The 26,774-nt window shown below is 35.0% G+C and carries 29 protein-coding genes and 2 other annotated features; of the genes, 6 read left to right on the top strand and 23 right to left on the bottom strand.

All coding sequences use genetic code 11. The features are described 5' to 3' along the window. Positions 1–6 precede the first annotated feature (6 nt). From CAR_RS04265 to CAR_RS04180, 18 genes are all read right to left on the bottom strand, one after another. Complete coding sequence (locus CAR_RS04265) at positions 7–804, bottom strand: amino acid ABC transporter substrate-binding protein (protein ID WP_013710483.1); 798 nt, start codon at positions 802–804, stop codon at positions 7–9. Positions 805–895: 91 nt separating this feature from the next. Further along, positions 896–1,150 (bottom strand) — a binding site (T-box leader). Between the two features lie 24 nt (positions 1,151–1,174). Next, positions 1,175–1,969: a septum site-determining protein MinD gene (gene minD, locus CAR_RS04260; RefSeq protein ID WP_013710482.1), complete on the bottom strand. Its 795-nt coding sequence runs from the start codon at positions 1,967–1,969 to the stop codon at positions 1,175–1,177. Then, entirely contained in the window at positions 1,960–2,703 is a 744-nt protein-coding gene (locus CAR_RS04255) for a septum site-determining protein MinC (protein WP_013710481.1), read from the bottom strand. The genes minD and CAR_RS04255 overlap by 10 nt, the downstream gene beginning before the upstream one ends. After that, entirely contained in the window at positions 2,704–3,225 is a 522-nt protein-coding gene (gene mreD / locus CAR_RS04250) for a rod shape-determining protein MreD (RefSeq protein ID WP_013710480.1), read from the bottom strand. Further along, positions 3,226–4,077: a rod shape-determining protein MreC gene (mreC, locus tag CAR_RS04245; RefSeq protein WP_041556167.1), complete on the bottom strand. Its 852-nt coding sequence runs from the start codon at positions 4,075–4,077 to the stop codon at positions 3,226–3,228. Between the two features lie 144 nt (positions 4,078–4,221). Then, entirely contained in the window at positions 4,222–5,235 is a 1,014-nt protein-coding gene (locus CAR_RS04240; protein WP_013710478.1) for a rod shape-determining protein, read from the bottom strand. Positions 5,236–5,602: 367 nt separating this feature from the next. Beyond that, positions 5,603–5,803, bottom strand: a complete 201-nt coding sequence (locus tag CAR_RS04235) for a cold-shock protein (protein ID WP_013710477.1) — start codon at positions 5,801–5,803, stop codon at positions 5,603–5,605. Positions 5,804–6,018: 215 nt separating this feature from the next. Continuing rightward, positions 6,019–6,219, bottom strand: coding sequence for a cold-shock protein (locus CAR_RS04230; protein ID WP_013710476.1), 201 nt, complete (start codon positions 6,217–6,219; stop codon positions 6,019–6,021). A gap of 158 nt (positions 6,220–6,377) precedes the next feature. Then, entirely contained in the window at positions 6,378–7,070 is a 693-nt protein-coding gene (gene radC, locus CAR_RS04225) for a RadC family protein (protein WP_013710475.1), read from the bottom strand. A gap of 64 nt (positions 7,071–7,134) precedes the next feature. After that, positions 7,135–7,794: an HAD family hydrolase gene (locus tag CAR_RS04220; protein ID WP_013710474.1), complete on the bottom strand. Its 660-nt coding sequence runs from the start codon at positions 7,792–7,794 to the stop codon at positions 7,135–7,137. Positions 7,795–7,813: 19 nt separating this feature from the next. Further along, on the bottom strand, positions 7,814–9,121 hold the full coding sequence (locus tag CAR_RS04215) for a bifunctional folylpolyglutamate synthase/dihydrofolate synthase (RefSeq protein ID WP_013710473.1): 1,308 nt from the start codon (positions 9,119–9,121) through the stop codon (positions 7,814–7,816). Between the two features lie 186 nt (positions 9,122–9,307). Next, on the bottom strand, positions 9,308–11,953 hold the full coding sequence (locus tag CAR_RS04210; protein WP_013710472.1) for a valine--tRNA ligase: 2,646 nt from the start codon (positions 11,951–11,953) through the stop codon (positions 9,308–9,310). 74 nt (positions 11,954–12,027) lie between these two features. Further along, positions 12,028–12,263 (bottom strand) — a binding site (T-box leader). A gap of 54 nt (positions 12,264–12,317) precedes the next feature. Continuing rightward, entirely contained in the window at positions 12,318–12,809 is a 492-nt protein-coding gene (gene tpx, locus CAR_RS04205; protein WP_013710471.1) for a thiol peroxidase, read from the bottom strand. Between the two features lie 124 nt (positions 12,810–12,933). Then, positions 12,934–13,602, bottom strand: coding sequence for a redox-sensing transcriptional repressor Rex (locus CAR_RS04200; protein ID WP_013710470.1), 669 nt, complete (start codon positions 13,600–13,602; stop codon positions 12,934–12,936). Positions 13,603–13,754: 152 nt separating this feature from the next. After that, on the bottom strand, positions 13,755–15,353 hold the full coding sequence (locus tag CAR_RS04195) for an amidohydrolase (protein WP_013710469.1): 1,599 nt from the start codon (positions 15,351–15,353) through the stop codon (positions 13,755–13,757). A gap of 141 nt (positions 15,354–15,494) precedes the next feature. Beyond that, positions 15,495–16,712: a tRNA uracil 4-sulfurtransferase ThiI gene (gene thiI / locus CAR_RS04190; protein WP_013710468.1), complete on the bottom strand. Its 1,218-nt coding sequence runs from the start codon at positions 16,710–16,712 to the stop codon at positions 15,495–15,497. Positions 16,713–16,746: 34 nt separating this feature from the next. Further along, positions 16,747–17,886: a cysteine desulfurase family protein gene (locus CAR_RS04185; RefSeq protein WP_013710467.1), complete on the bottom strand. Its 1,140-nt coding sequence runs from the start codon at positions 17,884–17,886 to the stop codon at positions 16,747–16,749. A 163-nt stretch (positions 17,887–18,049) separates the two neighbouring features. Next, entirely contained in the window at positions 18,050–19,771 is a 1,722-nt protein-coding gene (locus tag CAR_RS04180) for a septation ring formation regulator EzrA (RefSeq protein ID WP_013710466.1), read from the bottom strand. Positions 19,772–19,994: 223 nt separating this feature from the next. On the opposite strand from CAR_RS04180, the gene CAR_RS04175 reads away from it, so the two are divergent. The 4 genes from CAR_RS04175 to CAR_RS04165 all read left to right on the top strand — a co-directional run bounded on the left by CAR_RS04175 (position 19,995) and on the right by CAR_RS04165 (position 22,356). Further along, positions 19,995–20,462 carry a GAF domain-containing protein gene (locus CAR_RS04175; RefSeq protein ID WP_013710465.1) on the top strand — a complete coding sequence of 156 codons (468 nt, stop codon included), beginning with the start codon at positions 19,995–19,997 and terminating at the stop codon, positions 20,460–20,462. 221 nt (positions 20,463–20,683) lie between these two features. After that, a complete protein-coding gene (gene rpsD / locus CAR_RS04170) occupies positions 20,684–21,289 on the top strand; it encodes a 30S ribosomal protein S4 (RefSeq protein WP_013710464.1) in 606 nt (201 codons plus the stop codon). A gap of 301 nt (positions 21,290–21,590) precedes the next feature. Next, positions 21,591–21,761, top strand: coding sequence for a hypothetical protein (locus CAR_RS13135; protein ID WP_156097349.1), 171 nt, complete (start codon positions 21,591–21,593; stop codon positions 21,759–21,761). Positions 21,762–21,891: 130 nt separating this feature from the next. Further along, positions 21,892–22,356 (top strand): S-ribosylhomocysteine lyase, encoded by a 465-nt coding sequence (locus CAR_RS04165; RefSeq protein ID WP_013710463.1) that lies wholly within the window; start codon positions 21,892–21,894, stop codon positions 22,354–22,356. Between the two features lie 50 nt (positions 22,357–22,406). Here CAR_RS04165 and CAR_RS04160 read toward each other — a convergent pair whose 3' ends face one another. Next, entirely contained in the window at positions 22,407–23,051 is a 645-nt protein-coding gene (locus CAR_RS04160; RefSeq protein WP_013710462.1) for a YktB family protein, read from the bottom strand. Between the two features lie 301 nt (positions 23,052–23,352). On the opposite strand from CAR_RS04160, the gene CAR_RS04155 reads away from it, so the two are divergent. Continuing rightward, positions 23,353–23,793: a YueI family protein gene (locus CAR_RS04155; protein WP_013710461.1), complete on the top strand. Its 441-nt coding sequence runs from the start codon at positions 23,353–23,355 to the stop codon at positions 23,791–23,793. A 25-nt stretch (positions 23,794–23,818) separates the two neighbouring features. Here the strand turns inward: CAR_RS04155 and CAR_RS04150 are convergent, their stop codons facing one another. Then, positions 23,819–24,382 carry a GNAT family N-acetyltransferase gene (locus CAR_RS04150; RefSeq protein ID WP_238526709.1) on the bottom strand — a complete coding sequence of 188 codons (564 nt, stop codon included), beginning with the start codon at positions 24,380–24,382 and terminating at the stop codon, positions 23,819–23,821. A 222-nt stretch (positions 24,383–24,604) separates the two neighbouring features. Here CAR_RS04150 and CAR_RS04145 point away from each other — a divergent pair, with 222 nt between their 5' ends. Next, positions 24,605–25,078, top strand: coding sequence for a GNAT family N-acetyltransferase (locus CAR_RS04145; RefSeq protein ID WP_013710459.1), 474 nt, complete (start codon positions 24,605–24,607; stop codon positions 25,076–25,078). Between the two features lie 77 nt (positions 25,079–25,155). Here CAR_RS04145 and CAR_RS04140 read toward each other — a convergent pair whose 3' ends face one another. The 3 genes from CAR_RS04140 to CAR_RS04130 are packed head-to-tail and all read right to left on the bottom strand — an operon-like array spanning position 25,156 to position 26,690. Continuing rightward, on the bottom strand, positions 25,156–25,848 hold the full coding sequence (locus tag CAR_RS04140) for a 5'-methylthioadenosine/adenosylhomocysteine nucleosidase (RefSeq protein WP_013710458.1): 693 nt from the start codon (positions 25,846–25,848) through the stop codon (positions 25,156–25,158). Positions 25,849–25,867: 19 nt separating this feature from the next. After that, entirely contained in the window at positions 25,868–26,119 is a 252-nt protein-coding gene (gene macP / locus CAR_RS04135; protein ID WP_013710457.1) for a cell wall synthase accessory phosphoprotein MacP, read from the bottom strand. A 19-nt stretch (positions 26,120–26,138) separates the two neighbouring features. After that, complete coding sequence (locus CAR_RS04130) at positions 26,139–26,690, bottom strand: NUDIX hydrolase (protein WP_013710456.1); 552 nt, start codon at positions 26,688–26,690, stop codon at positions 26,139–26,141. Between the last annotated feature and the right edge of the window lie 84 nt (positions 26,691–26,774).

Here is a 26,774-nt window from a genome sequence, read left to right as displayed (position 1 = left end):
ATATTTTTACTCTGCGAACCATTTAGCATAAATCTTATCATAGGTTCCATCTGCTTTCATTTCTTCTAGAGCTTGATTGATCGCTTCTGTTAGCTTGTCATCTTCTTTACGCATACCAACAGCATATTCTTCTTCTCCAAAATTATCTTCTAACACACGGTAACTAATGTCTTCATTTTGGTTCATATAGTAGCGACCGAGTGTTTCATCCACGACAATCGCGTCACTTCTTTCTGAAGCTAAATCATTAAAGACATCATTATTAGAAGGATATAAGACGACTTCTTCGTTCGCAAATTCTTCAATGATATTTGATTCATCAGCATTGATGGCATCCACTGCACTTGAAGATTGTTGCGCAGCGACTACTTTTCCGCTTAAATCTTCTTTTGTTTGAATCTCACTGTCTTCCAACACAATAATAATTTGACTGTTTTCTAAATATGGTGAACTAAAATCAACTTGTTTTTTTCTTTCATCCGTAATCGTATAGCCATTCCATATCAAATCAATATTTCCATTAGTCAATTCTGTTTCTTTTAAAGCCCAGTCTATAGGTTGAAATTCGACATCTAAGTCTAATCTTTCGCCAACTTCATTTGCTAAATCTATATCAAAACCTACGATCTCTCCGTTACTATCACGAAACCCCATTGGAGCAAATGTGTCATCCAACCCTACTATAAGTTTGCCTTCTTCAATTATTTGATCGTATGAATCTGTTCTCGCTTCATTTGTACTACATCCGGCTACCAGTACTGTAAATCCTAATCCTAAAATCATTGTTGCTAGTGTCTTTTTCATGTATAACGCCCCTTTTAATTTTATTTTATTTGTTTTTAAGCTGCAGTTCTTAAAAACAAAAAAAGCCCTTTGATTTTCTATTATCAGAAAATCAAAGGACGATTGATATCACTTATCGTGGTTCCACCTTTATTCGCAACTCCTTCACAGAAAGCTGCCTCATCGTGTTCAAAACTACTAAACACTAGTACTATAACGGGTACTCCCGAATCAATTTACTTGTAGCAAAATCTACGTTCAACTGTCAGCTCAGAGATGTGTTTTCAGTATAGTTCCTTAATTGCTCTCACCACCGCAATCTCTCTAAAAAGTTCCTAAACTTACTTTTTCTCTTCGAAGCTTTTAATCATTTTTTAATACTATAGCACATTTAATTCCGCTTGCCAAATATTTTCTGCCATAAAGTCGGTTTTTCTTTTGTCAACGTCATCAAAGGAACTGTTTCCCCTAAAATTCGACGAGCAATATTTCGATATCCTTGAGAAGCAGGATTTTTTGGATTTAAAACAATAGGATCTCCCTTATTAGAAGAGCGAACAACATCATCATCATCAAAAACGATCCCTAATAAGTCAATGGATAAATGTCTAGTGATTTCGTCGATGTCCATTACTTCTCCATCTTGCATCATCCGTTTACGAATACGATTTATGATTAAACGAGGCGGTTCAAGTTCCGTTTGCTCTAAGAGTCCAATAATCCGATCTGCATCACGAATAGCCGAGATCTCAGGGGTTGTCACTAGGATCGCTTGATCTGCTGCTGCAATCGAATTTTGGAAACCTTGTTCAATTCCAGCTGGGCAATCAATTAAAATATAGTCGTATTCTTTTTTTAATTCAGAAACGATTTCAATCATTTGTTCGCCGTTTACGTCATTTTTATCTGCATTTTGAGCTGCAGGAAGCAAATACAAATTATCGTTAAACCGTTTATCTTTTATAATCGCTTGATGCAATTTCGTGCGGCCTTCTACCACATCAACAATATCATAAATAATGCGATTTTCTAAACCAAGAATAACATCTAAATTTCTTAGACCAATATCCATATCTATCAAACAGACTCTCTTCCCTTGAAGAGCAAGAGCGGTACCTAAATTTGCAGTGGAAGTTGTTTTTCCTACACCGCCTTTTCCAGATGTAATAACGATTGCTATACCCATTCGTTTAATCCTCCGATCACTTTACCTAAATTTGGACGCATTTTCCTTAATTGTTCCAATGAATTAAAATCTAAAATATGTAGATCATTGATATAGGCAAATTCATTTTTTCTAATGCTGTCTTGATGATTGTTTTTCTTCTCTATGATCTGTATGCTGTCTGCAATTCTAACTTGAGCATCCGTATGAAAATCCGCCACAATTACTGCATTTGTATCTCCTTCAAATCCAGCATGTGCGATTCCCATCAATTCTCCAATGATAAAGATGCTTCCATTAGCTCGAAGCATGCCCCCAGGATGGACCTTACCTACAAAAAGGAGGTTGCCTGGTGCCGTTAAAACCTGCCCACTTCTAACCGTTTGAACTTCCATTTGAAGGCTTACTGCCTCTTGCCATTCAATCGCTTTTTCATAAGTCACAACATTAGACGTGATTTTTTTAATTAAAAACGTACTTTTTGATTCAATTTCTTCAATCACTAGTTCTTGTTGTTCTTGAGATAATAGACGGTTTCCTGTTTTTATCTCCAAATAAATATCTTTTTGAACTTCTTTCGACCTTTTTTGTTCACCATGCAAATGTTCAAGTAATTCATTTAATTCTTTCATGATGGATACAAAAGAAGCTGCTTCATCCAAGCTTAACACAAAGCTGCCTTTAGTTCCTTTTAACGTCACACTTTGTTTCACTTTAACAACTCCCTCAGCCAAAATGTCGATACTTACTGTCATTTACTCTCCTTGAATACGTTCAATTATCCTTTTTAACGGATAAAACACAATAATAAACAAGACTAAATTCAAGAGCAATGTCGGCCCTAAACGGTTGGCCAAAAACGTTGCCCAATTAATAGTTGTGTACCCTAGCACTTGATAAAACAGATAAAGATAAGTTTCTATTAAACTTAGATTGATAATAACCATCATACCAATAACAATAGGATTAGGATTGAGAATTTTTTTTAGTTTTTCTGTTAAGTAGATGATTAAAGGAAATAGAAGAACGTATACTCCTAGGATTCCCACATAATAACTATCATAAATCAAACCAAAAATAACTCCATAAACCAACATTCTACTTCTCGGAATATAAAAAGACATTAAGATAAGCACTAATACGATCAGCCTTGGAGTCATAGTTTTTGTACCTTCAAGAAATTGCGCTGAAAAAATAGCAGTCAATAGTCCATCTAGTAAAAAGCAAAAAGTAATCACTAGCGGGATTAATGTAGTTGTTTTCCAATTCGCTACCATTTACTCACCACTTTCAGCGGATCGTTTAATAAAGGTTACATAACGAATATCATTCGTATCTGATGCTGGAATAATGTAGGCTTCTTGTGACAATCCAAAAGAATCTAATTTAACCTCTTCAATCGTTCCAATCAGTAACGCACTAGGCGATATCCCACCTAAACCAGAGGTCATCACTTGATCACCTTCTTTTAATTCGGCATCCGTCGTAATTTGTTTCATAACCAATCGATTGGTTTCAGGATCATATCCATTAACAATCCCATGCACAACTCCCTCATCTGTACTAACAGATGCTGCAACTCGATTATTATTTTGATCTAGAGTTGTTACTAATTGAACTTTTGAACTAGTAGGATTAACTTCTACAACACGTCCAATCAGACCATTTCCTGACATAACAGACATATCTAATTCAATACCATTTTGGCTTCCTTTATCTACAACGATTTGATCAACCCAACTATCAGGATTTCGACTAATTACTGCTCCATTGATTGATTCATAATCAGATAAAGTAGCTGTTAAATCCAACTGCTCTTTAAGCTTTTCGTTATTTTGTTTTAAATCTGCAATTTCTACTTCTGTTTCGTACAGTTTATCTATTTTTGATTTCAATAATTGATTTTCTTCAAACGTATTTTTCAGACGGTCTACTGATTCTAAAAAATCAACAACTGCATTCGTCGGTTTTGCTACTACACGAGAAACAACTGCAGTAATATCATTAGTAAGTTGTTGCAGGATAGGTATATTTCCACTTCCTGTAATTGAAAAGGCTATCAGACCTAAAGAGACAATCATACTTACTAACAAAATGATTAGTTTTTTATTTGAAAAGAACTGATTCAAAACATCACCTCATTAATTTTACAGGCTTTCTTTATTTTAACATAAGTTAAACTAAATAACTTGCCTAACTTGTTTCTTTTTTACATGAAAATATGCGGGAAGAAAATAAACTTCCCGCACCTTTTCAACCTTATTTAGGCTTGCTTATCTATTTGCTCTTTTTTTATAGATATCAATGTGTTTTAGTGACTCTCCTGTACCAAGTGCAACACAATCAAGTGGTTCATTTGCCACAAAAACTGGAACATCTGTTTCTTCTGCAATAACATCACCAATATTTTTCAATAAGGCTCCACCACCAGTTAAAACAATTCCATGATCAATGACATCCGCTGAAATTTCAGGAGATGTTTCTTCAAGCGTTTCTCTAACAGCAACAATGATGCCTTCAACGACTTCTTGAATAGCTTCAGCAATATCAACAGCTGAAATTTCAATCGTTTGTGGCAGTCCTGTTAACAAATCACGGCCTCTAATGTCCATAACACCGTATTCTGATGCTTTTTCAACAGAAGCACAACCAATTTGAATTTTGATTTGTTCAGCTGTACGTTCACCAATAAGCAAATTGAATTTTTTGCGTACATAGTGAATAATAACATCATCCATGCGATCTCCAGCCAAGCGAATAGAACGGCTGCTAACGATTCCGCCTAATGCGATTGTAGCTACATCTGTGGTTCCTCCACCAATATCCACTACCATACTTCCTGTAGGATCCATTACGGGCAAACCGGCTCCGATTGCTGCTGCAAATGGTTCTTCAATAATGAAAGCATCTTTTGCTCCTGCCATTCTGGTAGCATCAACAACGGCTCTTTTCTCAACTTCTGTTACCCCACTTGGCACACAAATCATGACAAATGGTTTAGATGTTGATTTTCCAATTGCTTTTTCGATGTAATACTTCATCATAGCTGCTGTCGTATCGTAATCCGCGATTACACCATTCTTCATAGGACGAATAGCAATAATTGTGCCTGGTGTTCTCCCAATCATATTTCTTGCATCTTCTCCAACTGCAACAATTTCTCCTGTTACAGTATCTTTTGCAACTACTGAAGGTTCTCTTAAGACAATCCCTTTTCCAGCTACAAATACATTTGTGTTTGCAGTACCTAAATCAATTCCTATATCTTTATTTCCAAATCTAAACAAATAATTTCATCCTCTCAAGTCTACCTGATCTTTAATATTTATAGTTCTTTTCATTTTCAGATTGATTGCAATTGTACCTCTTTTATTTAATACTGAAAGGTAGACACTTAAACAGTATAGCAAAAAACAGAATAGAATGCTCTAACCGAAACCATCATACTGTATTTTTCCACTTATGACATCAGTATTTTTTATATTTTAACACAAATTTAAGCAATTCCATATATAAGTAAACAAAATGAAATAGTCCTTTGAAAAACGACTACTGTTCTTTTTAGAAACACATCCTTGTACTTAGAGGTTTTATTCCATAAAAAAAAGAGCCTAGTGAAAAATCACTAGGCTCTTAAAATTTTAAATTTTATGCTTACGCTTTGTTTACGTTTGCTGCTTGAGGTCCACGGTTTCCTTCTTCAACGTCGAAAGTTACTGCTTGTCCTTCTTCTAAAGATTTAAATCCTTCGCCTTGGATAGCTGAGAAATGTACGAATACATCATCTGCTCCTTCACGTTCGATAAATCCAAAACCTTTTTCTGCGTTAAACCATTTTACTGTACCTTGTTCCATAATGAAATTCCTCCTCGTGCCTTATAGCACATATATTGATATTCTTGCTAACGGTACGAATCAGACTGTATTAAAACAATTCTAAGTGTTACCTAACAAAAACATTACAGTAATTGTAGCATTCATTTATTAGAAATTCAAGAGAAACGCTAGTATTTTTATACAAAAAAGGAGTTAGTCCTAAGACTAACTCCTTAAACAATTTTAATTTTAAATTAAGCTTTGTTTACGTTTGCTGCTTGAGGTCCACGGTTTCCTTCTTCAACGTCGAAAGTTACTGCTTGTCCTTCTTCTAAAGATTTGAATCCTTCGCTTTGGATAGCTGAGAAATGTACGAATACATCGTCTGCTCCTTCACGTTCGATAAATCCAAAACCTTTTTCTGCGTTAAACCATTTTACTGTACCTTGTTCCATAATGAAATTCCTCCTCGTGCCCTTAAGCACATATAGTGATATTCTTGCTTGCGGTGCGAATTGGAATGTTCTGAAACAATTCTATTTTCTACCTAACAAAAACTCTACCTTAGTATAGCATGGTCATTTTAAATAAGCAACCTTTATAAACACTTCTTTTAACAAACCCCTATTTCTTTTAAACTAATAAATTCATGTTCTCCTATAATAATGTGATCCAGCAAATCGATTCCCATTAATTCTCCGCATTCTGACATCCTTCGCGTAAATTGGATATCTGCTTCAGAAGGTTCCGGGTTACCAGATGGGTGATTGTGGCCGACGATCATGCGAGCAGCTGAATACCTGACTGCTCCTTTAAAAATCTCACGAGGATGAGCGATACTGGAATTCAGCCCTCCAATAAAAATAGTCTCTTTTTTAATAATTTCATTTTTGGTATTTAAGTAAAGAACGACTAAGTGCTCTTGTTGCAGTCCACGCATTTCTAGCAGCAACATTTCTCCTGCTTTCGTACTGGAAGTAATTTGACCAATTTTAATTTGAGAGGCTTGCGAAATACGAGTACCTAATTCAATTGCTGCTTTTAGTTCAATTGCTTTAATTCTCCCAATCCCAGCAACTGTCATGAGTTCTTGGCAAGAGGCTGTCTTTAAATAATAGAGATCTTCAAATTGGTTGAGCATAGATAAAGCTAATGTGACAACATTTGTTCCTTTTGTTCCTGTTCTAAGCAAGATAGCAAGCAATTCATGGTTGGCAAGAGCTTTCTCACCATATTGCTCTAGTCTTTCTCTAGGTCTTGATTGAATGGGAACTTCTTTTATTAAGTTCATACTTTTTATCGTCATAAAAACCCTCCTTTTTCACATTAGTACTATCCGCGAAAAAGAAGGAGTCAATTTTTTTATTTTCCTATTGATTTTGCTGTTCAATAAAAGTTTTCACTTGATTTAAATCATCTAGAATCGTAAGTGTTTTTTCTTTCGCTTCACTCGTTGGCAGTATTAGATCCGGTATCATAATAACTGGAATGTTAGCATCATAACTTGCTCGAATCCCATTAAGCGAATCCTCTAAAACAAGTGTATGTTCTTTTGGAACCTGTGCTTTTAACCATGCTTTTTCATAAATTTCCGGACTTGGTTTTGCTCGTGTTACTTCATCTCCACCAATAATGGCATCAAAATATGGAGTGAGTTGTTCTTTTTCTAAAAATAGTGAAACAAGTGATTTGATACTACTGGAAGCAACTATCTTCTTTATATTTTCACTTTCTAAATAATCCAGTAATTCAATCAACCCTTTTTTCTTACGCAATCCGTTAACTTCTACATGTTCTAGTAAAGCCTGCCCGCCTTCGTTGATAAGCGTCTCAGCCGCTTCTGTTTCAAATGTCAAATAAAGTTCTTTGTGGAATTCTTCATCGGAAATCCCAATGTATTTTTCGTGAAACTCCCACGTATATGCCAAATTGATTTTTTTGGCAATCGTTCGATTCGCTTCATAATAAAGCACTTCTGTATCAAACATCAGGCCATCCATATCAAAAATAACTGCTTCAATTCTAGTCATGATTTTTCCCCCTAAATTTTCATTCCTTATTTGCTGCTTTAACGTATTCTCTCACTTCAGAAATAAAATACAAAGATCCTGTTACAATCACTACTCCATTTTCATCCATTTCATTAAGAGACTCTACCAATGCTTCTTGCCAATGTTCGGCTACTGTCCCGTTTTTTAGCATCAGTTTGTTTAAGTCATCGATTCCAGCAGCTCTAGGATAGTTGAAACTCGTCAGAATCAAACGGCAATTCGGTATAGATTGCACTTGATCTACCATCCCTTGAATGTCTTTATCCCGCATAGCTGCCATAATGATAGAAACTTCTTGTTGAGCAAAGTTTTTTTTAATCGTTTCAACTAATGTCTTTATTGCGTGTTCGTTGTGTGCGCCATCTAAAACAAGCAACGGTTGATCGTTTATTTTTTCCATTCTTCCAGGCCAAAAAGTATTTTTCAGACCACTCCGTATTTTTTCATGATTCACGGCTAAACCTGTTTCATGACTGTAAACTCTTAACGTTTCAATTGCTACTGCTGCATTTTCTACTTGATGCCGTCCCAACATTTCTATTTGGATGGGACTAAGTCGCATAAAATCATCTTCAAATACAAATTGTTCCCCCCAAGTAGGAAGGGTCTGCCATTTTGTAACAAAAAAATCTTTATTATATTTTATTATAAGGCTATCTTGATCAGCGGCTTTTTGTTCGATTACTTCTAAAGCTTCTTTGCCAATTTTTCCGGTTACAACGGGAATAGCTGTCTTAATAATACCTGCCTTATTCAAAGCAATCTCAGACAATGTCTCTCCAAGTAAATTCATGTGATCCATTCCTATTGTCGTAATAACTGAGACTACTGGGTTAATAACATTTGTCGAATCATACAACCCGCCTATCCCCACTTCAATTAGTACTACATCTGCATGTCCTTCACCAAAATAAACCAGCATCATCATTGTAATAATTTCAAATTCACTCGGTCCACCTAGATCCGTCTTCTTTAGTTCTTCTGTAAGAGGATAAACAGTATTTGCTAAACGTAAAATTTCATCGTCTGATAATGGATCTCCATTGACGCTCACACGTTCGTTAAACATTTCGATATATGGTGAGGTAAACGTCCCAACTATTTGTCCATTCGCTTCTAACATGTTCCTTAAGAAAGCCAGCGTGGAGCCTTTGCCATTTGTACCTGCTATATGGATCGATTTAAATTTTCTTTCTGGATGATTTACTTGACTTAACATCCATTCCATTCGTTTTAATCCTGGTTTTTCACCAAAAGTCCTTGTTGCATGAATCCAGTTCAATGCTTCTTCATACGTAGTGAACATGACTTACCTCCACTTATTTATATTCCATACCTAGTTAATTATAAACTACCCTGTTCATTTCAACCATTAAAATATCGCTATTTATTCCATCCCTTACTATAGTTCTTTCTCAATAGAACAATAAAACGAGTAAAAAGCTAAGAGAGATCCTAGTTTTTACTCGTTTTATTTACAATAGGTTACTGATTAAAGCTGATTTTTCAATACTTTTATGCGTTCATTTACTGCAGCATGTTTTTCAAGGTAATCGCCTTGTTTTGCTTTTTCAGCTTCAACTACTGTATCAGGAGCATTTTCTACGAATTTTTTATTCGCTAATTTTCCTTCTACACGTTTCACTTCTTTGCTCCATTTATCTAATTCTTTTTCTAAACGAGCGATTTCTTCTTCTAAATTGATCAATCCAGCTAGTGGCAAGTAAATCTCAGCACCTGTGATTACAGCTGACATAGCTGTTTCAGGAGCTTCTACATCACTTGAGATTGTCAACCTTTCGGGGTTACAGAAGCGTTCAATATAAGAAGTATTATCCTTCAAGAATTGTTCGATTGTTTGATCGTTTGTTTTGATCAATAACTCAATTTTTTTAGATAACGGTGTATTTACCTCAGAACGAATATTACGAACCGAACGAATCAATTCCATCAATACATCCATCCCTTTGGTTGCTGCTTCATCAGAAAGTTCTGGATGAACAACTGGGTATTCTGCTACAACTAACGATTCCCCTTCGTGAGGAATGTTTTCCCATATTTCTTCTGTAACAAAAGGCATGATAGGATGCAATAGACGTAACGTTTGATCCAATACATAAGCTAAAATACTTCTAGTCGTTTGTTTCGCTTTTTCATCTTCTCCAAATAATACTTCCTTACTCATTTCGATGTACCAGTCACAAAAATCATCCCAAATAAAGTGATACAAGTGGCGACCCGCTTCACCAAATTCAAAACGCTCGAATAAGTCGGTTACTTTTTCAACTGTTTCATTTAATTTGGTTAAGATCCAACGGTCAGCAACCGTTTTTTCACCTGTCAAATCAATTTGATCAACAGTAAAGTTTTCCATATTCATCAATGTAAAGCGGCTAGCATTCCATATCTTATTGATAAAGTTCCATGCAGCATCCATTTTGTCATAACTAAAACGAACATCTTGCCCTGGAGCAGAACCGTTAGACAAGAACCAACGTAGTGCATCCGCTCCATACTTTTCAATAACATCCATAGGATCGATTCCATTGCCTAGTGACTTACTCATTTTGCGGCCATCTGTATCACGGATAAGACCATGAATCAAAACGTTATTGAATGGTCGTTTTCCAGTAAATTCTAAACTTTGGAACATCATGCGGCTAACCCAGAAGAAAATAATGTCGTATCCTGTTACCAAAGTATTGGTAGGGAAATAACGTTTAAAATCTTCAGAATCTTCATCAGGCCAGCCCATTGTAGAAAACGGCCATAAAGCTGAACTAAACCACGTATCCAAAACATCTGGATCTTGTACCCAGTTTTCATTATCTTCAGGTGCTTCCATTCCTACATACAACTCACCACTTGTTTTATGGTACCAAGCAGGAATACGGTGACCCCACCACAATTGGCGTGAGATTACCCAATCGTGAACATTTTCCATCCAACGCATATAGGTATTTTCGAAACGCTCTGGCACAAAATTAACTTTCTCTTCTGTTCCTTGGCTTTCGATTGCTTCTTTAGCTAGTGGTGCCATATTTACAAACCATTGCGTAGATAACCTTGGTTCTACTACAACTCCTGTACGTTCTGAGTGACCAACACTGTGAACCACTTTTTCAATTTTAATCATTCGACCTTCAGCTTCTAGATCTTTTACCACGGCTTTACGAGCTTCAAAACGATCCATCGATTCATACTTGCCAGCCAATTCATTCATTGAACCATCATCATTCATTACATTGATTTGTGGCAAATTGTGACGTTTCCCAACTTCAAAGTCATTGGGGTCATGAGCAGGAGTGATTTTCACAACACCTGTCCCAAAATCCATTTCAACATAATCGTCTGCTACAATTGGAATTTCACGATTCATTAACGGCAACAGAACTGTCTTACCAATTAATTGTTGGTAACGTTCATCGTCTGGATGAACCGCAATTGCTGTGTCCCCTAGCATCGTCTCAGGTCGTGTTGTCGCAATTTCAACTACTCCGCTGCCGTCTGTTAACGGATAACTCATATGATAAAAGGCACCTTCAACATCTTGGTGAATAACCTCGATATCTGATAAAGCCGTTTTAGCTTTTGGATCCCAGTTGATGATATACTCTCCGCGGTAAATCAGTTTTTTATTATACATCGTTACAAATACTTTACGAACCGCTTCAGATAATCCATCATCTAATGTAAAACGTTCACGGCTATAGTCAACTGAAATACCCACTTTTGCCCATTGCTCACGAATCACACTGGCATACTCTTCTTTCCAATCCCATACAGTATCAATAAACTTTTCACGTCCTAAATCGTAGCGTGAAATACCATCTTCAGCTAATTTAGCTTCTACTTTTGCTTGGGTTGCAATTCCTGCATGATCCATACCTGGCAACCATAGAGTATCAAAGCCTTGCATTCTTTTTTGTCTAACAATAATATCTTGTAAAGTTGTATCCCAGGCATGACCTAAATGCAATTTCCCTGTTACGTTTGGAGGGGGAATAACGACAGAATAAGCCTCTTTTGTCTTATCTCCACTTGGCTTAAATAGCCCTTTTTCTACCCATTTTTCATAACGACCAGCTTCTACTTCATTTGGTTGGTATTTAGTAGACATTTTCAATTCATCAGTCATTTTATCTCTCCTTTACAATTTTAATTAAAAGATTTATACAAACAAAAAAAGCACCCATCCCAATAATAAATTATTATTAGGACGAATGCTGTTCACTCGCGGTACCACCTATATTGCGTACTTTACTAATTTCAAAAGTACACCTCTTAGTTCCAATTTTAACGGATCGTTACTCCGAACAAAGTTACTGTATGTTCACCTTGTCAGCTCCCAAGCTACCTTCATTTTACCACGACTAAGAACTCCCAGCATTCGTTCTTTTCTCTATCAGTCAGCAAGTAAAATTACTCTTCTTGTTCATTGCCTTTTATTTTTACATAGTAGCATTAAAAAAGTTATTTTTCAATACGCCTTATGGATTTCATCAACGTGCTGCTCTAGCTGCTTTGATTGCTTTATCATAGTCAGGCTCACTAGACATTTCAGGAACGATTTCTTGATACGTGATTTCACCTCTTGGATTAACAACAAATACTGAGCGTGCTAATCGCTCAAGATCTTCCATTACTAAACCATACGCGTTACCAAAATTTAATTCACTATCATGCAACATTTCCATTGAAATGTCTTTTCCAGCACACCATTCAGCTTGTTCTTCTTTGGTGTTATTCGAAATAGTGATCAATTGTACACCCTCTAATTCGCTGGCGATTTTATTGAATCCTTTTGCTTGTAAAGCACATACTCGCGTATCAATATCTGGAATGACACTGATTAAAACAACTTTCCCCGAAAATTCGCTTAATCCAACTGTTTCATCCGCTAAGTTTTTAATATTAAATTCAGGCGCTTTATCTCCAACCTTTGTTTGAATACCTCTTAGTTTATGTGGCGTACCTTTTCTAGTAATTTCCATATTAAACACTCCTATTCTAAGACTTATCTTAGAACAGTATACGAATAATCATTTTTTAAAGCAATATTTCCGTACAAATAATCAGATTCTATCGTCATCCAACTTATCTGACAGCATATTTATCTCAATCATTTTTTCCAGGTGGATTCCCAGGATATAGTGCTTCATTTTGATAGACCATTGTAAAAATTTCACTAGAGAAATCGATATATTTCATTTGAATAGTATCCGGTACTTTTATTCTTCCAGGGGCAAAATTTAAAATAGAAGTGATACCGGCGTCAATTAGATCATCTATTACTTCTTGCGACACTTCACTAGGTACAGCACAAATGGCTGTATGAATTTGTTCTTTTTTAACGAGTTCTTTCATTTGTTCCATAGGAAAAATTGGTACACCTGATATTTCTTTCCCTAAATAAGGCGATTGAATGTCAAAAGCACACTTGATTGTAATATTTTTTTCTTTCTTAAAATTATTAGTTAAAATGGCTGTCCCTAAATTCCCTACTCCAATAAGCACTACGTTAATGATATTATTCACATTTAATAATTCACGAAATACTTCAGTTACATAAACGACCTCATAACCGTATCCGCTTCTTCCTAATTCACCAAAATGAGAAAAGTCTCGACGAATCGTCGCTGAAGGAATTTGTGTCAGTTGACTCAATTCTTTTGATTTTATGCGCTCTACCCCTGTTTCATTCAATTTTTTTAATGAGCGATAATAGATAGGTAGCCTTTGAGCTGTTGCATTTGGAATTTGATGTATTTTAGTCGTTATTTCCATTTATCCTGCCTCCTGTCCTTTAATTTTCTTCATTATCATAACATCTTTCAAATATTAACTCAATATAATTGTGATGTTAATCACAATTATATTGAACAAAAAAGAAGACTGACGTTTCCGTTCATCTTCTTTCTTTATAGATCTCTTAAGCATTAATCGTTTGTCGAAAAAACAACGTTTCCACCTACAACTGTTTTCGAAACGACTAGTTCATTCAAAGCATCTTTTTCTACTAAAAAAGGATTTTGTTTTAAAATTGTAAAATCACTGATATAACCAGGTTTTATTTTCCCTCTAGAATTCTCTTTATAACCTGCAATGGCACTTCCTGTTGTATAAAGCGATACAGCTTCAAATACAGAAAGCTCTTCTTCCGTAAAATAACGCTTTTTATTTTTTTCGTCTCTTTTCGTTCTAGTAACAGCCGCATGTATACCATAAAAAGGATTGGGTATTTCAACTGGAGCGTCACTACCTCCTGCAATTGGAAACCCGGCATCTTTTATAGTCTTCCATGCAAAGGCTAGAGGAGGATGATTTCTACCTAAAACATCCAGTGCCCACGGCAGATCACTGCTCATAAATTGCGGCTGTAAATCAAAAATCAAAGGTAATTTTTTAGCCTTTTTTAATAATTCAGCGTTTAACCAAGGTGTATGGATCATTCGATCAAGTTGTCCAGGAAGCGGTGGAAATTGATATAACGTTTCAATTACTTTTTCAAATGCTCTATCTCCTAAAATATGGATAGCTACTGGAAGTTTAGCTTTACGTGCAGCCTTGATAAGGGCTATAAAAACTTCATCTGTTTGAACTTGTAGGCCATAATTAGTAGTGCCAGGATACGGGTAACTCATTAAAGCTGTTCGAGATCCTACTGTTCCGTCATAAAAGATTTTCATTGCACCTAGTTCTATATAAGGATTGCCATCCAGATAAATTTCATTTGAACGATTGTAGGCATTTAATTCCTCATGGTGAATCAAGAGATGCACTCGAAAGGCTTTTCTTTTTTCTTCAATAACCGTATGAAACGTCTTTAAGGTTCCTTCAAATCCGTTAAAATAATGTAGATCCTCCGAATGACCCCCAGTGATTCCTTTTGACCATAAATCTTCAATCGCTAGGGCTAAGTATTCTTCTTGCTCTAAAGGAGTCGTCTCAGGAAAAGCATTTATAGCTAAATTCGTTGCTTCATCTTTTAAAATCCCTGTTAATTTTCCTTCTTGATCTAACTGAATTTCGCCACCACCATCATACATCTGACCATCTTTGAGTTGTAGCTGATTGATTAAAGGTGTATTGATAACAACATTATGGTAATCAATTCTGCGAACCAATAAGGGATGCGATGTTGAAATGGCATCCAGGTCCATTTTTGTAAGGGGTGTTGGATCATCTTCCCATTCATTTTCATTGTACCCCTCAACAAAAAGCCATTCATCTAGCTCTAGATGCTCAACTTTTTTTCTGATTTGTTCTAAACTTGTTTTTTTACTTTTAAATTGATTTAAATTCAAGCGGGCCAAACTCATTCCATACCACAGTAAATGTAAATGACTATCTACAAAACCCGGAAATATCGTTTCTCCATTTAAATCGATTTCTTCGCTTATTTTGTTGCCATACTTTTTTTTCAACTCTTCTTCTTCGCCTACAGCCAAAATGGTTTCACCATCAGTAAGGACTGCAGATATCGTTTCGTCTTCTTTTTCCATTGTAAAAAAAAGACCATTTTTCCATAACTTCACTTTGACATCCTCCTATCGTATTCGCTATTTTTATTATACCTACTTAAGTTTTATTTAGCAGTATTAAATTACAGTAAGTAGAAAGATAGAAAAAAGCTAAACATAAAATACATGTCTAGCTTTTTTCAACATTGCATTTAATTATAATAAACTTGAAAAATCAGCTTTTTGTTGTGCTTCTAATGTGTCACCAACAGTAATTTTAGTAATCACCAAACCGTTCATCGCTCTTTCGATTAGTCCTTCAACATCAAGTCGCTCTTCATATTTACGAGCTTTTTCTAGTTTAGGTTGCGTTTTAGGTGCTGGAGGAGCAAAAATCGTACAGCAATCTTCAAATGGTTGGATGGACAACTCGAATGTATCTATTTTTTGAGCAATCTCAATAATTTCATTTTTATCCATTGAAACAACTGGTCGTATGACCGGCGTCGCAGTTACATCATTAATCGCAATCATACTATGCAACGTTTGCGAAGCTACTTGTCCTAATGACTCACCATTAACGATCGCTAATCCTTTGCGTTCTTCGCGGATAAGATCAGTCAATCTCATCATCATTCTTCGTGTAACAGTCATTAAATAACCTTCTGGAACAATTTTTTTTATTTCTTCTTGAATTTCGGTAAAAGGAACTTCAATAAATTGAACGCTGCCTGAGAAAGCAGCTAATTTAGCAGCTAAATCTTTCGCTTTTTGAAGGGCCCGTGGGCTTGTGTATGGAGGGCTGTGGAAATGAACAGCTTCTACATTAACACCACGTTTCATAGTTAAATAACCCGCTACAGGTGAGTCGATTCCACCAGATAACATCAGCATGCCTTTACCACTTGCCCCTACAGGCAGTCCACCTGCCCCCATAACCGTCTTGCTGGATAGAAAGAATCCTTCATTACGAATTTCAACTCGTAATGTAATATCTGGTTTTTTCATTTGAACTTTTATGCCTTCAACTTTGCTGAAAATTTCTGCTCCCAACAATTGATTCATATCGTTTGTATCTAATTCATAGTCATGATCAGAACGTCTAGTCATGACTTTAAATGTTTTACCTTCTGTATACAGCTCTTTGACCATGTCGACTGCAACTTTTTTCAACAATTCAATATCTCGTTCCAAACGTCTAACCGGAGAATAATTTTGAATACCAAAAATGGATTCTAATCTTTTCAATACTGCATCACTATCTGCACCATTTAATTCTAGATGCATACGATCACGCTCTCCATGTACTTTTAATTCTTCAAAATCCTGCAAAGCAAATTTTACATTTTGAGCCAATTTGCTGATAAAAATGCGTTTATTTTTACCTTTAGTTGATAGTTCACCATAACGGATCATTACTTCATCGTATTGCATGTGTTGCTAACTTCCTCTCTTTATTCCCTTAAGTTTATTTAATGTCTTTAAATTGTTGATATAGTTGATCAAATTCGCCCATAAAAATTTTTGCTTCTGCTAACTTATTGGTATCGGTCAAACTGATACGCACTGCACTTGTGGCTAAATTTTCAGGGACATGCATAGCTTCCAACGTGCTAGAACCTACTCCACTTCGGCTAGAGCAAGCACTAGTTGTTGAAATATAAATGTCTTTTTTTTCAAAAGCATGAACCATAACTTCTCCACGAATGCCTTTTAAAGCAAAACATAAAATATGAGGGGCCCCTTCTTTTTGAGAAAAAATCGAAACTTTATTATACCCTTCTAATTGCTGAACCAAGTATTTTTTTATCTCTCTTTGATCCTTTTGTTTCTCTTCTGCTTTTTCAAGTACAAGGCGTAAAGCTTTAGCCATAGATGCTGCGCCAGCTACATTTTCTGTACCACTACGTTTGCCAGATTCCTGTCCACCACCATTTAAAAGTGGCGCAATTTTTTTCCCTTTTTTTATATACATAAACCCCATACCCTTAGGACCGTGAAATTTATGAGCAGAAAAAGTGGCCAAATCAATCCTTGACTCTTTACCTAATAATAGTGGGACTTTCCCAATCGCTTGTACTGCGTCCACATGAAAATGAACTGTTGGGTAATCTTTTAGCACTTCCCCAATCTCTGCAATTGGCTGAATACTTCCCACTTCGTTATTTACAACCATTATCGACACTAGAATAGTATCCGATCTTAATGCTTCTTTCAAATCAGAAACGGAAACTCTTCCACTCTGATCAACTGGTAAAATAGTTACATCAAATCCCAACATTTTCAACTGATCAACGGATTCCTTGACTGCTGGATGTTCCACAGCTGTCGTAATCACATGTTTGCCGAATTGTCGTTTTTCAATGGCTGTTCCTTTTATAGCCCAGTTATCTCCTTCTGTTCCACCACTAGTAAAATAAATCTCTTCAGGCAAAACTTGCATTAAATCAGCTATTTGTTTTCTAGATTGCTGAAGCAGTCCATCCGCATGGTTGCCTAATAGGTGTAAACTGGAAGGATTTCCATTGATGGTTTGGCTTACCTTCTCATAGGTTTGTAAAACATTTTTATCCATTCTTGTTGTTGCGCTATTATCAAAATAAATCATTTTATTGTCACACTTTCTTTTAAATTATTCCTCAAGTGAAAATTCTTTACTATTATAACAAAAACTTTTCCGAATACAAGACGTCTCATTTTTTAACAAAACAAAACAGAGCAGCGCTAATCACCACTCTGTTGACTCTTTCTTAATCGGTTCAGTTTTTTATCTATTTAGCACTTTGACTTTTTTCTTCATAATACTGGTTCTCAACTTTTTTGAATGCACCAGGTTCTACAACTTCTAGTGCTGTAGAGACAACTTCAAGCGCGTCTTTGTATTGAAATTCTTTATTAAACAAATCATTGCTTTCCAAAATAGCTTCTCCAATTTCAGGATGCTCATTTCGGTACCGATTCGCATACTGCATCATGTATTCTGTCAGTAATGCACTATCTACGATTTCTTCGGTTTTATCGATAAGTAATTCAACATCATCTTCACATAGTTCACACATTTTTTTTATTTCTGTCATATCGATTTTCAATTTATTTAATTCTTTGGCTAATTTTTCAATCCGCTCTGTTGTGACAAAAAATAAATCTAAATATTCTTCAGGTAACCCAGGTAAGTGTTGCTTTTCAATATATCGTTTAATGCCACGCATATTAAACTCAAAGTCATCAATTTTTTCTTTTACTTCGGTTTCTTCTTTACGTAAGTCAGCTAATTGAGTGATCAATTTTTCTTGCTCTTCTTCAATGTGAGTTAACTTTTCTCCATCTGCAGCGTATGTTTCCTCAACGACTGTATAGACAGCTTGATTTTTCTCAATTCCACTTTTAAATGTTTCAAAATCCAGTTTAATTTCATCGATTTTTTCTTGCATTTTTTTTGTTTGTTCTAAAACAGCATCGTCTAATTTATAACTTTGTGATACGCGATCAATCTCAATCATTAGTTGTTGATTTCTTTTATTCACAAACCCAATAAATTCAGCCAAAATAGTATACTCTTTTTCTACTGTTTCTTTAGCATTTAATTCAGCTTCCATAACATCATAGATGTGGTTGATTTTTTCTTCAATCATCACATTCAGCTTTTTGACCTCTTCTGGTTCACATTGTTTAAGTAATTTTTCACCTTGTTTGATATCTTTTTCAATATCCGCAATGTCGGTGGCTATTGTATCCTCTAAAAAGACAAAATGCTGCACATCTTTTAATTCATGATACCCTTCTTTTAATTCTTGAACTTGAGCCGGAAATTCTGTACTAATTTCTTTAACTAAACTAGGAATAGTCGTGACTGCATCATTTAACTCTTTTGTTTCATGGCTAAGCTTTTTCAATACTTCTTCAGCCTCAATGTGGTCTCCAGAAACCGTTAAGTCAGAAAAATCAGCAAAACTTAATTCCAAAAAGGTAAGTTTTTTTTCTAATCTATCAAGTGCTGGGCCAAAAGAAAAACTTTGTGTTAATAATTTTTTACGAATGCTTTGATACATCTCTTGAACTTTTTTAATAGCTTGATTATTTTTTTCTTCACCTTTTAATAATTCATTTAACGCTAATTGGATTTCCTTAATGCTCTGTTTTGTGCTGTTCATCAGCTCGCTGCTTTTCTGTTCAGCTTGGCTAGCTTTGATTAATCGTAAACGGTCTGTTGCCTGTTCAGCATCAAATAATAGATTTTCTATATCAGGAAACGCCGTCATCTCCAATTGCTTCCATTTTTCTTTCCACTGCTCAAAATTTTTCTTTGTCTGTCCAGTCAAAGAGAGATCCTTAACACTTTGAATAGTTTCTGATACTGGTGTATCTATTAAATTAAATTTTTCTTGTTCCAACTTATTAATTGTTTTGTAATGCTTTTTTTTCATAATATAACTGGTTATATAAGTTACAAGGGCTAATACAATGATAACCATTAAAACTGTTTCTATTTTCATTTTAAAACCTCCGATTGGATTACTGCTAAGTTCATTTTTATTTCACAAAAATAGTTCTTTCATTCTATGTAGGAATGTAATGGTATGTCTAATTTTTATAAAGGATTTACTTATAAAAACACCTATTGTATATTATAACATAGAAGAAAATATTCTCACACCTCAATCTAGGAAAATAATCATTTTACTAAATGCCGTTGTGAAAACTTTAAGGAGTGCTTATATGACAAAAGAATCTGCTTATTCATTAACAAACAAACAACTTAGTGCTGTAATCGGTGATGAAACTAATTTCATTGCAAATTTAAGTAATGCAGCAGCTCTATTATTTGAGAACTTACCTACTATCAACTGGGCGGGATTTTATTTATATGAACCAACTTCTGACGAATTGGTCTTAGGGCCCTTCCAAGGTAAAGTAGCTTGTATAAGAATACAAAATGGCAAAGGAGTTTGCGGAACAGCATTTGCTAAAAAAGAGAGCATTTTCGTTGAAGATGTTAATCAATTCCCTGGACATATAGCTTGTGATGCAGCAAGCCAATCTGAAATTGTTGTGCCTTTAATCAAAGAAGGTCATGTGATTGGTGTTTTAGATATCGATGCTCCCATTACTAGCCGGTTTGATGAAATCGATCAAAAATATTTAGAAGAATTTGTTCAAATTCTTTTAGATCCTTCGATTATATAATAGAACGGCTTGACTTCCTAATGATATATAGCGTATAATTGCGTTTGTGTAAAATAATGCAGCGTGATAGTGGTATTCACGTCAACAGTTCATTGCCAGTAATGGTGCAATTGCGTAACCTATGGCTGCAAAGGTGAAGATTGAAAAATGGACTGCACGAAATACTGAACTTCAACTTATTATTTTACTCCAAAAAAAACATTTATTGGAGGAATTACATTATGTCACGTTATACAGGTCCAAGTTGGAAAGTTTCTCGTCGTCTAGGCATTTCACTTTCTGGCACAGGTAAAGAAATCGAACGCCGTCCTTACGCTCCAGGTCCTCATGGTCCAAACAGCCGTAAAAAATTAACAGAATACGGTCTTCAATTACAAGAAAAACAAAAATTGCGTCACATGTTTGGCATGAACGAACGTCAATTTAGTAACTTATTCTTAAAAGCTGGTAAAATCAAAGAAGGTAAACATGGTGAAAACTTCATGATCCTTTTAGAACAACGTTTAGATAATGTTGTTTACCGTTTAGGTTTAGCTACTACTCGTCGTCAAGCACGTCAATTAGTAAACCACGGCCACATTCTTGTTGATGGCAAACGCGTTGATATTCCATCATACAGCGTTTCAGTTGGACAAGTTATCACTGTACGTGAAAAATCTAAAAACATGGATATTATTAAATCAGCTGCTGAAGCATTATTCGGCCGTCCTGATTATGTAACTTTCGATGTTGAAAAATTAGAAGGTTCATACAACCGTTTACCATTAAGAGATGAATTATCTGCTGAAATCGATGAAACAATCATCGTTGAGTACTACTCTCGTTAATAACTAATTTTATTAAGAACCAACGGAATTGCTCTAGCCATTCCGTTGGTTCTTTTTTTGTTCTATTTTTCGAAAATTAGGCGATTTTTTCTAAATTAACAACCGTTTCCAATGGCTGATTATCAAGTTTTCTATGAATTTGATGAGAATTTCAAAAAAGCAGTTCAAGTATATTTTAATTCCTATAATTTTATGGTAAACTTTATTGATTAATAAATAGCAATTATTCTCTTTATCCAAATATACTTTATTAAAAAAAGTCATTTACCCTCATCTCATTTAACTAAAAGGAGTGTACATCGTGTCCAACCATACTGTAGTTGAAGTTACTGGCCCTGCCGTCAAATTAAAGAGCAACAAGTCCAAAATAGTGATTCATTTTCAAGATGATTTTAATGCCCTTATAAACTATGAATTTATTGTCCGTAAATTTAATGAGAAAAAAGATAATGATAATAACGATAAACGCTGAGACTTTCATACAGCGTTTTTTTTTTGGACTCTTTACTGAAAAATAAATATTTTTAGTCTGAAGCTAAAAGTGGTACACTAATCAATAGGAAATTAAATAGCGTTAGAAGCAAATAAGGAGTGTATTGTTTATGACAAGCAAAATGAACGTGGAAAGTTTTAACTTAGATCATACAAAAGTTAAAGCACCTTATGTTAGATTAGCTGATAAAAAAATAGGGTTAAATGGAGATAAAATTTTAAAATATGATGTCCGTTTTTCACAACCAAATAAAGAACATATGGATATGATGAGTGTTCATTCACTAGAGCATTTAACTGCAGAATTGATTCGCAACCACGCAGATTATATTATCGATTTTGGTCCTATGGGATGCCAAACGGGTTTTTATCTGACCGTTATCAATCATGAAAACTATGATGAAATTTTAGAAGTTTTACAAAAAACAATGGAAGATGTTTTAGTAGCTACTGAAGTTCCAGCAAGTAACGAAACTCAATGTGGTTGGGCAGCTCATCATACTCTAGAAGGCGCACAACAATTAGCAAAAGATTTCTTAGCAAAACGCAATGAATGGCATATTGTATTTGCTTAATCCAAAAAGGATTCAATGCGATAATTATCGCGTCGAATCCTTTTTTATTTTTAACTATTGCTTTCCTGTAGTTCATGTACACTGTAAGCCTGTTGATACAGTGGCAATAACTGCATAAACGTATCAAGTATATAGTTTTGGGTCGCATCTGGATTCATCAAAATCGGATCATTGGCCCAAAGCTGTCTTCCAATTAAAAATTCTCCCTTTTTGACCGTTTTCCATCGCATCAATCCACTGAGTAATTCAGCTTGATGAATAGGTATCGCTTGTTCTTTTGTGTGGTCCCATGAAACAACATAATCATCAGGTACATCAAATACTAGAGTTGGTTCCTCTATAATTTTCTGAGCCATTTTTTCTTCATGCAGAGGATTATCAATAAAAGCCAACCAAATAAAAAGATGCGTTCCATACAAGCCTAATTGAAAATGAGGGTATTTTTTATACCCTCTTCTATTTCCACCAATCGCCATCCAAGTATCTTTTGGAGCATTTTTTGTTCTTCTTATATGTTGGGCAATATGAACAGGTAGACTCTCTTTATTCAATTCAGCTGCTAACTCCTTCGCTAGTCTCTGTCCTAATAGATGAAACTTCGGTTGGATTTGTTTTCGAATGGCTGCCATTCTAGGTTCTAGCCCTTCAATAGTAAACACCTCAAAATCATCTTTGGTAAACGTGACATTATCCATTCTTCCACTCCTTGAATTCAGTTCTTATCTCTATTCTACCAAATTAACAATCAAATTAGATAATTTTTTCAAAGAGACCTGTGTTTTATTAAATCACCTCTTTAAAATATAAAGGCGTGATTCACTCATAATACTGCTTGTATAGAATTTTTTGGTCAATGCTTTTTAGCTTTTGTTTGTCAGCTTAATCAAATACAAAAAGTTTTATTTCATTTGGGTTCATGATATACTATTTTTTAATCTAAGAGAACCTTGAAAAACTTAATTCATTAACGATAACTATAAAAAGGGGGGATTTAAAATGTCTGACAGAGAGACTCAAGACTATTTATCAAAAGGCATATATGGAAATAAAAAAACGAATCCTGATGAAAGAAATAAATATTTTGGCAGTCTTAGAGAACGTGTCTATTTATCTATGACTATTGAACAACTTATTTCTGGAGACTATATCGATGCTTTAAAACAAGAAATTCAGCTTCATTCAAATCAACAATTGCTCTTGAATGGACAAATTGACATGAGTAAACTAAGCCCCTATATCAAGTTATGTCAAGAATACAATTGTTCTTTTCGGATTGTATCTGATGAAGGAGCTCTACGTAGTCCACTTGGGCTGATTTATGTCTCATCGACTGCTGTTAATGAAACTGAAGTGGATGTAGCCGCTAAATACCCTTTGATGACTCCACCAGAAAAAGAAGGCAAGAAACCCTCACTTTTCAAAAAATTATTTTCTTAATGAATACAACAAAAAAGCTAAATATCTATCCTTTAGCTTTTTTGTCGTATTCATTACTGTTCATATAAGCGATTGGATTAGATTGCCATTCATAATAGGCTACCCTATCTCCTCCAGTAAATAAACCTTCACCTGTTTTTAAAAATCCCAATTTCTTTAAAATATGTTGTGACTTTTTATGATACAAATATGTTTTTGCCTTTATACTTTTGATGTCCTCAGTTAAAAGCCAGTCTAAAAAAGCTTGTGCTCCCTCTGTCGCATACCCATTTCCCGCATAGGCCTCTACTATGCCGTAACCCAACTCTGCTTCACCCGTCAGTTCAGGATTGCCTTGTGCACTGACTTCTCCAATAATTTTTTGTTCAGATTTAAGGATCACTAAATGGGTCCATTTTTCTTTTATTTTGTCTTGTTTTACTGTTTCAAGCACATAAGGTAGATAAAAGAAAAATTCTACACCTGGCCATTCTTGTGCAACACTATAACCAGACACTTCCTGTAATTTATCATCCCCAATTAGTGTAGCTTCAATAAAGGATAATTGATAAGGTACGAGTAGTAAACGCTCTGTTTCTAAAATAGTCACCACTTAAGCCTCTTTCCTACTAATTTTGTCTTCCACCAATGAACGAGTTTAATATAATTATATATGATATCTTTATTTTAAAATGTTTACGCTTTTATAGCAAACTTTATTTTATTTTTAATATGTCTATTCAAAAATCAACTATTTTTATTTTCTTCCTTCTCGTGATAAACTATCAAGGTGTGTTTAATTTAGAAAAAAGAATGTAAGTGAGGCTTTAATATGAAAATTATCGAAACAAGAGATGCGCAATTAATGGCAAAACTGGGACATGTCATGCAAGAAAAACATAAAGAGATGTATCCTGATTTTTTCAAACCATACGATGAAAAAGCAATTCTACACTATTTTCAAGAAATATTTAAAAATCCAAAACAACAAGTATTTCTTTGGATGGATGATCAACAAGAATCCGAACAAATTGCTGCTTATCTTTGGTTGGAAGAAGAAGCTATAGCAGAAACGGTTTATCGTTATGGGTATACCCGACTGTACTTACACCACATCTTAATTATGCCTGCTTACCAAGGTAAGGGCCTAAGCAAAGAACTTTTAGCATTTGCTGATAACTTTGCAAAAGAACGTGGCATTTCCCAACTGGAACTGCATTATTGGTCTGATAATGTAAGAGCAAAAAGAGTGTATCAACAATTAGGCTATGAAGTTTACACTGAAGTAGCATACAAACAACTCTGATGTTATTCTTTGCACTTCTTACGCAAATAAAAAAGGAAGAGACACGGATGCAAACATCCGTGTCTCTTCCTTTTTTATTACGCTAAATTTTTTAATAACTCCATTACCATTTCTGCAGATTTTTTACCTGCATCAATAATAAATTCGTCAAAACTCATTCCCGCTTCTTCATCCGCTACATCTGACATAGCTCTTACAATAACGAAGGGTTTATTAAATTGATAACAAACTTGTGCAATAGCTGCGCCTTCCATTTCAGAAGCCAATGCATCTGGAAAGTGGTGTTTGATTTGATCCACAATTTTCTTATCTGCTACAAAAGAATCACTTGTCACGATTAACCCTTGAACCATTTGCAAACCAACTTTTTTGGCTGCTTGACTAGTTTGTTCTACAAGAGAACGGTCTGCTTGGTAACGAGCCGGCATTTGAGGAACTTGTCCGATAACGTAGTCAAATATGGTTGCATCAACATCATGATAAGCCATTTCAGTTGAAATAACCACATCCCCAACAGACAGTCCTTCTCCAATTCCGCCAGCAGACCCGGTGTTGATAATGGCATCTACTTCGTGTTTAGACAGCAAAAGAGTTGCAGCAATTGCCGAGTTAACTTTTCCAATGCCGGATTGCACTAAAATGACTTCAACTTGTTCAATTTTGCCAGATACAAACGAGGCATTCGCCTCTACCCACTCCTGCTTATTACTCATACTATTTTTTAATACGGTTACTTCTTCTTGCATAGCACCGATAATCCCAATTTTCATGCTTTAATTCCTCTCTAATCTAAATAATAAATACAATTGCCAATACAATAACCAGTAATATCGCGACCACCAGAATAATTTTATTCAGTTTGCGCCCTCTGTCACGAACTTTTTCATTCTCGTTTTTTCGGCTCTTTGTAACGATACCCTCTTTTTCTAATTGTTTTTGGTATTCTCGCTCTACTTTTTCGCGTTCTTTATCTCTTTTCTTTTGTTCTTTTTCTTTTAATTCGTTTTCTTTTCTAATTTCTGCTCTAGTTTTTGGATTCATGTAGTAAAAATCATCCTTTCTATTTCGTTGTGGCTAATTTAAGCTTCCAAGCAATAAGAGCATATACTGTTTTTGCATCGTAAATCAAGTGTTTTTCATACGCTTCCCAAGCCTCATCAAACGTTAAGTAAACTAGTTCAATAAATTCATCTTCATCTTGAGCAAGAGGATTCTCAACTTTCTTTAGTCCCTTAGCAGAATAAATATAAATCAGTTCATTTGCAAATCCTGGAGAAGTATAAAAAGAGGTTTCCATTTCAAATGATTCTGCCTGGAAACCCGTTTCTTCTTCCAATTCTCTTTTTCCTGTTTCTAAGGGATTTTCATCTGTCAGATCAATTTTCCCAGCAGGTATCTCTAAGAGAACTTGCTCAACAGCTTTTCGGTATTGTTTAACAAAAATCATTTTATTGTCATCTGTGAATGCCATAATAGCAACTGCACCAGGATGTTTAACCAACTCTCTAGTAGCCGTTTCTCCATTAGGCAATTCAATAGTATCAACTACAAAGTCAATCAATTTCCCATTATATACAGTCTCAGTAGATAGTGTTTTTTCTTCGAATATCATTTCATTTCCTCCATTAAAAAAAAATTTCCATATGCTTTATCATACCTTTCCTTTTCCTTTTTTTCAATTAAGTCTAAATTCTAT

The organism is Carnobacterium sp. 17-4 (assembly GCF_000195575.1).
In the GTDB taxonomy this organism is placed as follows: Bacteria; Bacillota; Bacilli; order Lactobacillales; family Carnobacteriaceae; genus Carnobacterium_B.
Note: the sequence above shows the minus strand (reverse complement) of the source record. Positions and strands in the feature narration are given on the sequence as shown.